The sequence below is a fragment of the Peptococcaceae bacterium genome (genome assembly GCA_024655825.1).
In the GTDB taxonomy this organism is placed as follows: Bacteria; Bacillota; Peptococcia; order DRI-13; family PHAD01; genus JANLFJ01.
The window spans coordinates 53,106-65,555 of sequence record JANLFJ010000001.1 but is presented as its reverse complement, the minus strand read 5'-3'; the positions used below and the strand labels follow the sequence as shown (position 1 = coordinate 65,555).

At 48.0% G+C, this 12,450-nt stretch carries 13 protein-coding genes; 2 read left to right on the top strand and 11 right to left on the bottom strand.

What is annotated here, in order from left to right:
- The first annotated feature begins 57 nt into the window (after positions 1-57).
- A complete protein-coding gene (locus tag NUV48_00350; protein ID MCR4440589.1) occupies positions 58-936 on the top strand; it encodes a DUF6282 family protein in 879 nt (292 codons plus the stop codon).
- 128 nt (positions 937-1,064) lie between these two features.
- Here NUV48_00350 and NUV48_00345 read toward each other — a convergent pair whose 3' ends face one another.
- A complete protein-coding gene (locus NUV48_00345) occupies positions 1,065-2,096 on the bottom strand; it encodes a hypothetical protein (protein ID MCR4440588.1) in 1,032 nt (343 codons plus the stop codon).
- Between the two features lie 167 nt (positions 2,097-2,263).
- Between NUV48_00345 and yyaC the strand changes: the two genes are divergently transcribed.
- Complete coding sequence (yyaC, locus tag NUV48_00340; protein ID MCR4440587.1) at positions 2,264-2,863, top strand: spore protease YyaC; 600 nt, start codon at positions 2,264-2,266, stop codon at positions 2,861-2,863.
- A gap of 108 nt (positions 2,864-2,971) precedes the next feature.
- Here the strand turns inward: yyaC and NUV48_00335 are convergent, their stop codons facing one another.
- From NUV48_00335 to NUV48_00290, 10 genes are all read right to left on the bottom strand, one after another.
- The gene (locus NUV48_00335; protein MCR4440586.1) at positions 2,972-3,367 is read right to left on the bottom strand and encodes a polymer-forming cytoskeletal protein; all 396 of its coding nucleotides are present in this window, start codon (positions 3,365-3,367) and stop codon (positions 2,972-2,974) included.
- Between the two features lie 14 nt (positions 3,368-3,381).
- Positions 3,382-4,461, bottom strand: coding sequence for a M23 family metallopeptidase (locus tag NUV48_00330; GenBank protein ID MCR4440585.1), 1,080 nt, complete (start codon positions 4,459-4,461; stop codon positions 3,382-3,384).
- Positions 4,462-4,557: 96 nt separating this feature from the next.
- Positions 4,558-5,097 carry a DUF4446 family protein gene (locus NUV48_00325; GenBank protein MCR4440584.1) on the bottom strand — a complete coding sequence of 180 codons (540 nt, stop codon included), beginning with the start codon at positions 5,095-5,097 and terminating at the stop codon, positions 4,558-4,560.
- A gap of 46 nt (positions 5,098-5,143) precedes the next feature.
- The gene (locus NUV48_00320; GenBank protein MCR4440583.1) at positions 5,144-5,830 is read right to left on the bottom strand and encodes a DUF554 domain-containing protein; all 687 of its coding nucleotides are present in this window, start codon (positions 5,828-5,830) and stop codon (positions 5,144-5,146) included.
- Positions 5,831-5,975: 145 nt separating this feature from the next.
- Positions 5,976-7,757 carry an NADH-dependent [FeFe] hydrogenase, group A6 gene (locus NUV48_00315; GenBank protein ID MCR4440582.1) on the bottom strand — a complete coding sequence of 594 codons (1,782 nt, stop codon included), beginning with the start codon at positions 7,755-7,757 and terminating at the stop codon, positions 5,976-5,978.
- A 34-nt stretch (positions 7,758-7,791) separates the two neighbouring features.
- Entirely contained in the window at positions 7,792-9,585 is a 1,794-nt protein-coding gene (gene nuoF / locus NUV48_00310) for an NADH-quinone oxidoreductase subunit NuoF (GenBank protein ID MCR4440581.1), read from the bottom strand.
- A 31-nt stretch (positions 9,586-9,616) separates the two neighbouring features.
- Positions 9,617-9,982 carry a (2Fe-2S) ferredoxin domain-containing protein gene (locus NUV48_00305; protein MCR4440580.1) on the bottom strand — a complete coding sequence of 122 codons (366 nt, stop codon included), beginning with the start codon at positions 9,980-9,982 and terminating at the stop codon, positions 9,617-9,619.
- Between the two features lie 13 nt (positions 9,983-9,995).
- Complete coding sequence (gene nuoE / locus NUV48_00300) at positions 9,996-10,496, bottom strand: NADH-quinone oxidoreductase subunit NuoE (GenBank protein MCR4440579.1); 501 nt, start codon at positions 10,494-10,496, stop codon at positions 9,996-9,998.
- 223 nt (positions 10,497-10,719) lie between these two features.
- The gene (locus tag NUV48_00295; GenBank protein MCR4440578.1) at positions 10,720-11,595 is read right to left on the bottom strand and encodes a ParB/RepB/Spo0J family partition protein; all 876 of its coding nucleotides are present in this window, start codon (positions 11,593-11,595) and stop codon (positions 10,720-10,722) included.
- On the bottom strand, positions 11,588-12,349 hold the full coding sequence (locus tag NUV48_00290; protein ID MCR4440577.1) for an AAA family ATPase: 762 nt from the start codon (positions 12,347-12,349) through the stop codon (positions 11,588-11,590). Before NUV48_00290 ends, NUV48_00295 begins: the two co-directional genes overlap by 8 nt.
- Positions 12,350-12,450: the final 101 nt, after the last annotated feature.

Genomic DNA, 12,450 nt, shown 5'->3' with positions numbered 1-12,450 from the left:
ATTGTCCTAAATTATTTCTTCACGGGTGTCAATGAGTTGAAAAGGAGGCAAAACATTATGGAAAACTACCGGGCGAGCGAACTCCTGAAAGGAGCTGTCGACATCCACGTCCACACATCCCCGAGCCTTTTTCCACGTTCGGTGGACGACTTCGAGCTGGCAGAGCATGCCAGGAAAGCGGGAATGAAGGGATTCATCATTAAAGCGCACGAGGGCAGCACGGTAGAAAGGGCAATAACCCTGAGCAAACAAACCGGGCTTGCTGTAGGAGGATGCCTTGTCCTCAACCAGTTTGTCGGGGGATTTAACCCTTACGCAGTGGAACTGGCACTTAAAATGGGCGCCAAGATAATCTGGATGCCAACAATATCAGCCCGAAACCACCTTCAATTTCACAGCGGCGGCAACTGGAAAGCACAAAAATCAAGTTATGAAATCAAGGTTCCCGATAAAGGATACTCCGTCCTGGATGACGACGGCAAAATACTGAATGAAGTAAAAGAGATCCTGGCCCTCATTGCGGAGAACGGAGGAGCGCTGGGAACAGGACACCTGTCTGTCCAGGAAGTCATTTCGCTTGTGGACGAAGCTTGTAAAATGGGCATAAAGAAACTGCTGGTGGCCCACCCTGAACTTGACCTGACAAAAACACCGCTCAGCGTGCAGCAGGACCTTGCTAAAAAAGGCGCCTATCTTGAAAAATCCATGCTTCCCCTCATGCCCGCCTGGAAGAACAGCACTCCCGAGGAAACGGCCGGTTCGATCAGGGCAGTTGGAGCGGAACGCTGCATTATTCAGACTGACTTTGGCCAGGCTAGCCATCCCTCGCCGGTGGAGGGATTTCGCATGTTTATTGAAGAACTGCTCAAATGCGGTATTACTGAAGAGGAAATCAGGATAATGGCTCACCGCAATCCCTGTGTTTTTCTTGAATAGCGTGCTGCATCCGTAAACAATCCAGACATTTTTTCAGGTTCGTCCGGTAGGACGAACCTGAGCATGTAAAGCCTGTCACGGGAGAGTAAGCCACCGCAGCTGCAGGAAGGGGAAGGTCTTGGTCGCGTTTATTTCTTTTTAATGATTACGGCCGCAATAAAAAGCAGGCCAAAATAGCCCAAGAGAGGGTAAACAAACGCTACTACCCTGCTCAACGGCCACCCAATGAACGCAAAGGTGGGTAAAAAAATGAACAAAGCCAGCACGGGCCGGGGCCAGGACAGCCTGCCGGCCAGCCTCTTCATGAGACCAAACCCGTTGCTCAGGGCTGAAGTGAAGATTGCAGTCCACAGGATGAGAGAGTAGCTCCATCCGGCTGCTGGATGAATACTGGCGGCAAGAGTGAGCATAGGTATTTCTGCCCTGTAGACGTATTCTCCCTGAACAAAAAAAGCGCAGCAAATAACAGCCGCCAGCAAACCTAAAATCATGCCCGCCAGGATAGTTCCTTTGCTCCCTTCTTTTCCAACCTTCCTCCCTAAGGAAGAAAGGATCACCGCCCCTAATACAAGATTATACGACACATAAAGAATAGAGGCAAAAAGCCAGTGGCCGCCTGCTAATCCCCCCCTGAAGCTCTCCTGGGCTGAAGCCTGCCCAGGGTAAAAAATACTTGCGGCCGCTATTCCGGTGGACATAATAATGATACCGGGAACCAGCAGGGTATTCAGCCAAAGTATTCCTTCCACATCCATTAGCAAAGAGACATAGAGAAAAAGAACCGTACCAGCAAACCCCACCCATTCCGGCAAGGCCAACAATTCTGCACAAAGGCTGCTGCTGGCCACCAGCATAACCGATAAACCGCACACCAGGAAAATGTCGATAATTCCATTAAAGATTTTTCCCAACCTATTTCCGAAGAGGTAAATGGTATATTGCTCATAATTTTCCATGCTTTTTTCCCCCGCAGCATGTAAAATGCGCTCGCCCAGGACAGCAAAAAGGACTCCGGCAACAACAGTCCCCAGCAGTCCTTTTAAACCAAATGAGGCAAAAAAAACACGTATTTCTTGCCCAGAGGCAAAACCCGCGCCAATGACCGTCCCAACATAAGTAAAAGCTACCTGCCAGCTTAGAAATCTTTTATAGTCGGGCATCAAATCATTCTCCGCGGGTTAAAGGAATTATAGTAATATTTATTCTTAAACTTATAATTTATTAATTCACCCGCTGTTTTGTGGGAATATCACCTTCAAGTTTTACATGGATAGTTCACCTATTATTAACGCATACTACGGCTAATAAACTTGGAGGCATATATGGAATGTTCCCTTCGTTGCTGGATTATTTTACTAAGGCAGCAAAAACCGAGGACAATAAAATACGTGTACATATGGATGATGTTTTTGCTGTAACAAAGCTTTCCGAACACCTTGCCGCGCTTTTAAACAATTTGGGCAAAAACCGCCGTCCTCTTGTTATATGCATAGGCACTGACCGATCAACAGGCGACAGCCTGGGACCGCTGACTGGATGGCGCTTGTCATCGCTTCTTCATGGTAAAAACATCGAAATCCTTGGAACCATAGATAATCCGGTCCACGCTCAGAACCTCGAATCGTATCTCTTGCGTATCAGAGATAAAGAAAATGGACTTACGGTAATCGCGGTAGATGCCTGCCTTGGCCAACTGGCCAATGTCGGTACCATCCTGCTGGAGGGTAAGCCGCTCAAGCCGGGGGCAGGCGTAAGCAAGCTGCTGCCGGAGGTGGGGGACATCAGCATTTATGGTATTGTCAATGTCGGAGGCTTTATGGAAATACAGGTGCTGCAAAACACCAGGCTTAGTATCGTAATGAAAATGTCATGCTTGATTGCTAACAGCATCTTTCTTGCTCTTCGCCAAACCGGTCATCTCAATTAGAAATGCACCCCTCGAAAAGCAAGCTAAAGACGCCGTTAACAATGCTTACCTAAGGTGGCTTTTTTGTTACTCCCGTTCCGTAATGAAAAAAGCCGCAGTGCGGCTCTATTAATCTCTCTCTTCTTGCATTCCCGCGGTGGTCTCATCCTTGCTTTCCATCAGGCAGTTGCCTTTAAAAATAGCTCCTTCTTCAATAATCAAATTTTTAACCCTTATGTCGCCGTATAACCTGGCAGACGGGGCAAGATCCACCAACCCTGAAGCCTGGATGTTACCTTTAAGGTGTCCCGCAATAAGAACATTGCGCGCTTCAACACTCGTTTCGACCTTACCGGTCTCCCCTATAACCAGGTCTCCTTGCACCTGGATATCTCCCTTAAACTCCCCATCTATTCGAATCGTTCCTTTAGCAATAAGAGTCCCCTGAAGATTTGTCTCTTTTCCAATTAGTGTATCGATTTTCTGATAATTGGCCGGTTCAGGTGCTCCTTTTTTTCCAAACATCTACTTCACTCCTGTTATTCCTTTTTCCCAATCACTGTCATAGGATTAATCCATTTTCCCTCCTTCGCCACTCCAAAATGAAGATGCGGCCCCGTACTGCGTCCTGTATTGCCGAGGCGCGCTATGATTTGCCCGCGCTTAACCCTTTCTCCCGTACTAACAAGTAAGGATGAATTATGGCAATACTGGCTCACATAGCCAAATCCGTGGGAAATTACTACCACCCTTCCCCACCCGCTTTTATATCCCGCAAAGGTAACCACTCCGTCTCCGGATGCCCGGATGGGGGCACCGTATGACTGAGCAATATCTATGCCTTCATGAAATTCCTGCCCCCGTGAGAAGGGGTTCCTGCGCCAGCCAAACCCGGAAGTAATGCGCCCCTGGATAGGCCAGGCATTGGGCAGTGCATTCAAGTAGGCTAACCGCTTGTCGACGTCGGAATTGAGTCTATTCATCGCTTCAGCCTGCTGCGTTAACATCTGGTCCATTAAGGCCAGCTGTTCTCCGAGGTCCTCGAGGGTATCGATTTCGTTTTCAGGCACAGGCAGTTCCAGAACCTCACCGCTTTCGACAAGGCCTGTGCTTTCCTGCGGTGCGACTATGTCCGCCTGTACAAGAAGGGGCTGGGAACCGGCTGAAGCAATAGCACTAATCCCCATTGTCATCAGCTGGTACCTTGTTTCAGACCGTGAACTAAGGATACTACGGTCATTCTGTTCATTATTTGCAGGCTTGATAAGACCCACTTTCGCCCGGACCTCCTGATCAAGCTGGACCAGGTATTCCAATTTGCTGCGCATCGATCCGGCCAGGCCTTTCAGCTCATTGATTTCTTTGGCCTGCGCCATATTTATTTCCTTGAGTTCTTTATTCTCTACGGTCACATACCTGAGATAAAAAAATCCTGCAACAAAATAACCCACAACCAGAATGCAGGAAACGCTAAGAATCATAAACGACTTAAACAGCCACATCGGTATGCAGTAATTCTTAACACTGGCCCCGTGACTGTGCGGTATAACCATCATCGTCAGGTGGCTGATCTTTTTCTTTTCTTTTTTTCTCGCTGTTCCCTTCTCTTCCCCCGACATGCTACAACCTGCCTTTTGAAAAGAAGTCGTCCCAAGCAGAGTGAAACTACCAGAGATAATATTCTACATAATCTTTATAAATCCTTCCCCATTAAGTCATTTTTTACTCAAAATCGGCGAATTGTTTTCGTCATTTTCCTGGGAGAGGGCCAAAGCGATGACCTTTTCCTCCTCCTGTGAAAAATGGTAGGTCGACTTGCCTCCCTTAACAGGCTTAGCGTAAGTTCGCGCGTCATCACGCCCGTATATGCTGCTGATAACAACCCCGTCTCCATCATGATTCAACAAAGCCAGGGCAAAGCTGAGGTCCCCGCCCATATCGTGAAAAGCGTTAAAACGCAAGAGGCTTACATTATGTATGCTTCGCCTGTTAAGCCTTTCCACCTCTTTTAGCTGCGTTTCTATGCCGGCCAATTTTTTTTGTAAATTCTCCAATATGTTTGCGTTTTCCAGCACAATCTGTTCGATGTTTTTTCCATCCATCCCGCGCATAAGCGCCCTGTACTGACGGGCCAGCTTATTAAGGCGAAATATCACCGCGAGAAACAAAGCAAGACCTGCAGCAAACAAAACAATTAAAACAATCGCTATAAGGGCATAGTTTTCATAAATCAGATCGTTTATTACCTGCAGCATAAATAAAGCCACTCTCCTTTTCCTTTAAGAGCATGAACAGCCTGTATCACTGCCCCCCGCCAACCAATAAGGTTAAAACTGCAGCCACGAGGATTGCAGGTAAAAGATTGGCGGTTTTAAACTTTGTTAACCCCAGAATATTTGCGGATATAGCCAGGATTAACAGTCCTCCCGTCGAAGTCATTTCCGCAATCACCGCTTCAGTCATAAAGACTTTTACCGACCCGGCCAGCAGGGTCAAACCTCCCTGGTAAAACAACACTGAAAGGCCGGAAAAGATAACACCGACCCCCATCGTTGAAGCGAAAATAATTGAACTGATCCCATCCAATAATGATTTGGCAAACAGTATTTTGTGCTGGCCGGTTAAACCGCTTTCCAGGGCTCCCATTATACTCATAGCGCCCACGCAGTAAACAAGACTGCATGTTACGAATCCCTTCACAAAATCGCCGTCACTTGAATTAAGCGTTTTCTGAAGCCTTTCCCCGAGTTTTTCCAAGGCCCTTTCAATACCAAGCGCTTCTCCCACCACAGCGCCTGCAGCCAGACTAATAATAACAATCAATTCATTCCTGGTCTGGAGGGCCATTTTTATCCCAATCAAGGCCACAGCTATGCCCAAGGCCTGCATAACGGTGTCTTTATATTTTTGCGGAATACCCGTACGCAGTATAATGCCCACTAACGCTCCAAAAGCTATTGCCCCGGCGTTTACTACAGTTCCCAGCATCGTCTTTTAGCTCCTCTCCTTCGCTTCATGTCCATTATTATACCTTCTTATTCTCAATGTTTCCAGAGGACTATAAGGAAACAAATAGAAAAACAGCGGCTTCCGGTGTTACCCGGCATCCGCTGTTGTTGGTTCCTTGCACCGTTTATTTCTTGCAGCTTTCCAGGGCGGCCAGGGCCGCGTATTTTGGCCTGGCATGATAGTGAGTGTGTAGCAGATGATGTGATTTTTCACCTAATGGTTTCACAAGGTATTCTTCATAAAGCGCTTTGATTGCAGGATTCTCGTGTGATTTCCTGAGCGGCATCCCCTTGTCTTCCTCATAGATGGCTTTTGCCCTTAGAGCGCGAAAATCTTCCGCCATTTTCATCCGTTCAGGTCCACTGACAAGCGGTTGGCCGCCGCCCGCCAGGCAGCCGCCTGGACAAGCCATGATCTCGATAAAGTGATATTCCGCTTCTTTGGCTTTTACTCTTTCCAGCACCTTCTTGGCATTGCCCAAACCATGAGCGACAGCCACCTTGACTGTTCCCAGAGGCGGCAAGTCTACGGCAGCTTCTTTGATGCCTTCCAGTCCTCTCACGGCGATAAAGTCAAGGTTTTTCAATGTTTTTCCGGTAACGATTTCATAAACCGTCCTCAGCGCCGCTTCCATAACACCGCCTGTTGCTCCAAAAATCAGGCCGGCGCCGGTAGAAATGCCCATCGGCTCGTCGTATTTTTCCTCAGGCAGGCCACTAAAATCAATACCGGCTTCCTTTATCATGCTGGCCAGTTCGCGGGTGGTCAGCACCGCATCAACATCCGAAAAACCGCTGTCCTTCATTTCCGGGCGCTGTCTTTCAAATTTCTTGGCTGTGCAGGGCATGATGGAAACCGAATATATCCTGGCGGGATCCACCCCGATTTTTTCAGCAAAGTAGGTCTTGGCAAGCGCCCCAAACATTTGCTGAGGTGATTTCGCCGTAGAAAGATTATCTAGGAATTCCGGGTAATGGTGTTCACAGTATTTTACCCAGCCCGGGCTGCAGGAAGTCAAAAGCGGCAGTTTTCCTCCATTTTTCAGGCGTTCCAGCAGTTCGCTTCCCTCTTCGAGAATTGTCAGGTCGGCAGTGAAGTCAGTGTCAAACACCCTGTCAAAACCCAGTCTTCTTAAAGCAGCCACCATTTTACCGGTAACGGACGTGCCAATTGGGAATCCAAACTCCTCTCCCAGAGCGACCCTAACCGCAGGCGCCGTCTGAACAACAACGATTTTTTCGGGGTCATTGATGGCCTCCCACACTCTCTTGGTGTGGTCTTTCTCCCTTAATGCGCCTACAGGACAAACGTTGACGCACTGGCCGCAAAGCACGCAGTTAACGTCGTTCAGTTCCCGGTGGAACGGAGGCGCCACAATGCTTTCAAAGCCTCTTTCCGTTACGCCGAGTACACCCACTCCCTGCACCTGGTTGCAGACGCTTACACAGCGCCGGCAGAGAATACACTTGTCGGGGATCCTTTCAATGGCTGGCGCAGAAGAATCCACCGGAAACTCAGTATTTTCCCCTTCAAAACGAATGTCTTTTATCCCCAGTTTTTTGGCCAGGGCCTGGAGTTCGCAGTTTGTGTTTCGGCTGCAGGTAAGGCACTCCATCGGGTGGTTGGAAAGTATCAGTTCCACCACCGCTTTGCGAGCCTCCCGGACAACCGGCGTATTGGTTTTTACTTTCATTCCCTCTGCTACCGGGTATACACAAGAGGGCTGCAATCCCCTGGTTTTTTCAATTTCCACCAGGCAGACCCGGCAGGCCCCGATCTTATTGATTTCCTTCAAATAGCACAGTGTCGGTATATCAATCCCGGCCTTTCGTGCGGCTTCCAGTACCGTGGAACCGGCAGGCACCCGCACTTCCTGGCCGTCGATCGTCAAAGTTACCATTTCCATGCAAAGTCACACTCCTCGACTTTATTTTTGGCCTTTACTTCTTCACAACGGCCCCAAATTTGCATTTTTCCAGGCAGATGCCGCATTTGATGCATTTTTCAGCGTCAATCACATATGGTTCCTTCACTTTTCCAGTAATGGCCTCCACAGGACAATTGCGCGCGCACAGACCGCAGCCGCGGCACTTGTCTTGCAGGATCGTATAGGTCAGCAGCGCCTGGCAAACCCCAGCGGGACATTTTTTATCGAAAATGTGAGCCTCATACTCATCCCTGAAGAAACGGAGAGTACTCAGTACCGGGTTGGGAGCGGTCTGCCCAAGCCCGCACAAGGAAGCATTCTTAACCGTCAAAGCCAGTGTTTCCAGTGTTTCTATATCTTCCGGCTTCCCTTTCCCTTCAGTGATCCTCGTTAATATCTCCAGCATCCGCTTTGTCCCGATCCGGCAGGGCGGACATTTACCGCAGGATTCATCCTGGGTAAATTCAAGGAAGAACCTGGCAATATCAACCATGCAGGTATCCTCGTCCATGATAATCATCCCGCCGGAGCCCATCATGGAACCTATGGACAGCAAATTGTCATAGTCAATTTCCATATCCAGGTGTTTAGCGGGAATGCACCCGCCAGAGGGTCCTCCTGTTTGGGCTGCTTTAAACTTCTTGCCATTAGGGATACCGCCTCCGATTTCATAAATGATTGTCCTCAAGGTGGTTCCCATCGGCACCTCAATAAGACCTGTGTTGTTTATTTTTCCGGCCAGCGCAAATACCTTTGTCCCTTTGCTTTTCTCAGTGCCGATCGAAGCGAACCATTCCGCTCCATTGCGAATTATATGGGGTATATTGGCAAATGTTTCCACATTGTTGATAATGGTAGGTTTTCCCCACAGGCCTTCCACAGCCGGAAAAGGCGGTCTTGGCCTTGGCTCTCCTCTTCTGCCTTCGATTGAAGCCAGTAAGGCGGTCTCTTCGCCGCAGACAAACGCTCCCGCCCCCAGGCGCAAATCAATATCAAAATCGAATCCTTTGCTAAAGATGTTTTTACCCAGCAATCCCAGTTCTCGAGCCTGCTTGATGGCAATGCCGAGGCGTTCCACGGCGATTGGATATTCAGCGCGCACGTAGATGTACCCCTGGTTTGCCCCAATGGCATAGCCGGCAATAGCCATGGCTTCAAGAACGGAATGAGGATCTCCTTCCAGCACGCTGCGATCCATAAACGCTCCGGGATCACCTTCGTCCGCGTTGCAAACCACGTACTTCTGATCTCCTTTGGAATTATAAGCGAATTCCCATTTCATGCCTGTGGGGAAGCCCCCGCCCCCACGGCCTCTCAAGCCGGATTTTTTAATCGTTTCGATTACATCCCGCGGTGACATTTCATGTAAAACCTTGGCCAGGGCAAAATACCCGTCCCGGGCAATATACTCTTCTATTTTTTCAGGATTTATCAACCCGCAGTTGGATAGGGCAATGCGTTTCTGGGATTTGAAGAAATCGATGTTTTCAAAGTCCGTCGTTTTTATCTCTTTGTCCACTTCGCGGTAAAGCAGGCGCTGGACGGGGCGTCCCTTGATCAAATGCTCTTCCACGATATCCTTGACGTCATCCGGTTTTACCTGACAGTAAAATGTTCCTTCGGGATATATGACCATAATTGGACCCAGGTTGCAGAAACCAAAGCAGCCCGTTTCCACGACCCTGACTTCCTTTTCCAACCCTTTGTCCTCTATTTCCTTCTGCAGCCTGCTTTTAACCAGCCGGCTGTCAGAAGAGGTGCAGCCAGTGCCGGTGCAAACCAGCACATGGGAACGATAAAACTCCATGTCAACTCCTCCTTCTTCTTAGCCTCACCGGCTACTCCTCTTTATTTACCAGCCACTCGGCCACGGGCTGGCCGTTCACAAGATGCTGCAAAATTATTTTCCTGGCGTTCTCAGGCGTTACTTTGCCATAAAGGTATGGTTTCTTGCCGGGAAAAGATACTGTAACAAGCGGCTCCTTGTGACACAATCCGGGGCAGCCGGTCTGAGTAACATGTATATCTGTCAATTCGCGAACCTTGAGTTCTTCCATAACCGCATTCAGGACATCCCGCGCGCCGTTGGCGATCCCGCAGGTCCCCATGTGAACAATCACCGTAGGCGCTCCCTTGTTTTCACGGACGGCCATAGTCTTTTCCACTTTTTCTTTCAATGCTTTTAGTTCATTTATAGACCGCATCTACAACCCTCCTCTAACTTATTTCCCTGTACTTTTTAATTATTGCGCCAACATCGCTCTTGGTCAGGCGTCCGTGGACGTTATCATTAACCATAAGAACCGGAGCCAGGCCGCAGCAGCCCAGGCAGCGGCAGGCTTCCAGCGTAAACAGGCCGTCTTCGGTGGTACTGCCCACATTGATGTTTAATTCCTTTTCCAGTTCCGCCAGGATTTGGCCCGACCCTTTAACATAACAGGCGGTTCCCAGGCACACGCTTATTTTATACTTGCCCTTGGGCACCGTGCTGAAAAGGGTGTAAAAACTGACGACACCATAAACTTCACTTAATGGAACATTTAGCTTTTCGGCGATGTAGGCCTGCACATCTTCCGGCAAATACCCCAAATGCTCCTGGACCTGGTGCAGCACAGGAATCAAGGCACCTTTTTGCCCTTTATATGCGTCAATGATGCGATCAATGAACGCAAGAATTTCCGATTCCTTTCCGGTGCCGCATTGACATAGGCAACTCATTTTTCTTCAACCCCCTTAATGATTCGCAGGAAAAATATAACTGCCGCATATGTGATAATATTCACAATCTACGGCCAGATCAAGCTCTAACCTGGCCGTACCGCTTCGAAATCATTATACAACAAGTCGTCTTTTTTAGCTAGTTCCTTTTTTCACTTTCCGCTAATTAAATATATTTGGATAATTTCTACGTTTCTATTTATTTTTTGAAAATATTTGCATACTACAAATAGTCTTCTTTTAAAAAGATGGACACAATTCTATCCAGATCGTCGCTGCTGTAATAATCGATTTCGATACGCCCTTTTTCGCCCATTTGTTTTATCCTTACTTTTGTCCCGCAAAGGCTTCTCAGCCTGGACTCCAGGTCCAGAATTCCGGGAGGAAGTTTGTTTTCTTTTCCCTTATTTTTTTTACCATCCATGGGTTTCTCAGCGACTTGTTTCTTTGTTAATGCCTCTGCATCCCTTACCGTGAGGTTTTTTTCTATCATTTCCCCGGCCAATTTTATTTGCTGCTCCTCGTTATCCACTGCCAGAAGAGGTCGAACATGTCCAACCGTTAGCTGCCCACTGGACAGCATTTCCAGCACTGGCTGCGGGAGCTTCAACAGCCTGAGCATATTGGCTACAAAGGAACGACTCTTGGCTACTCTCTGGGCCACTTCCTCTTGTGTTAAATCAAACTCCTCCATCAATCTTTTGTAAGCAGCAGCTTCTTCAACCGGGTTTAAATCTTCTCTTTGAATGTTTTCAATTAGGGCAATCTCCACCATCTGGCGATCAGATAGGTCCTTAACCACGGCAGGGATCTTTTCCAGCAGGAGCTGCTGGCAGGCTCTGAGTCGCCTTTCGCCCACAACCAGTTCATATTCTCCATTACCCAATGGACGTACTACAACCGGCTGAACAACTCCATGTTCCTGAATCGATCTGGCAAGTTCGTCCAGTTTGTCCTTATCGAAGCTTTTACGCGGTTGAAAGGAGTTTGGCTTTATCAATTCCAGTTTGATTTCGGTTACTGGTTCGTCCTTAACAAGCGCATCCGATTCCGTGGGTATAAGCGCTGACAGTCCTCTCCCCAGGCGACTCTTAGTCACGTTCTATGACCTCCTTGGCTAAATCAAAATATTGTTCTGCTCCTTTGGATTTTGGATCGTATGTGATTATTGGCTTCCCGTAACTCGGCGCTTCGCTCAAGCGGACATTGCGTGGGATTATCGAATTAAACACTTTATCTTTAAAATAGGCCTTGACTTCTTCCACTACTTGAATCGACAGGTTCGTTCGGGCATCGAACATGGTCAGAACAACACCTTCTATTTCCAGACCGGGATTTAAATGTTTTTTTACGAGCGTGATCGTATTCATCAATTGCCCAAGTCCTTCCAGTGCGTAGTATTCGCACTGGATAGGAATTAAAACCCTGTCCGCGGCTGTCATGGCATTGAGGGTCAACAATCCAAGCGAAGGCGGGCAATCTATTATGATATAGTCATACCTGCTCTTTATGGGAAGCAGGGCTTTTTTTAGTTTCATTTCCCTTGAAATGACTGATACGAGTTCAACTTCCGCGCCAGCCAGCTGGATCGTAGATGGGACAATGAACAAATTGTTTATTTCGGTGGATTGAATCATTGAGGTCACAGGTATATCATTAATTATGCAGTCGTAAATGCAGCGGCTAATACCCGTTTTGGATACGCCCAGCCCACTGGTGGCGTTACCCTGCGGGTCCATGTCAACGAGCAGGACTTTCTTTCCAAGCGTTGCCAGACACGAGCCGAGATTGACTGCTGTGGTTGTCTTAGCAACTCCACCCTTTTGGTTGGCGATTGTGATTATTTTCCCCATTCTTTTCACCTCTTTTTCTGAGTCTTTTTCATAGACTATTTATTTCCACATTTTTTCTTGTCTTCCTTCAAAAAAATATCATTATTTCTTGTTGGCCTGGT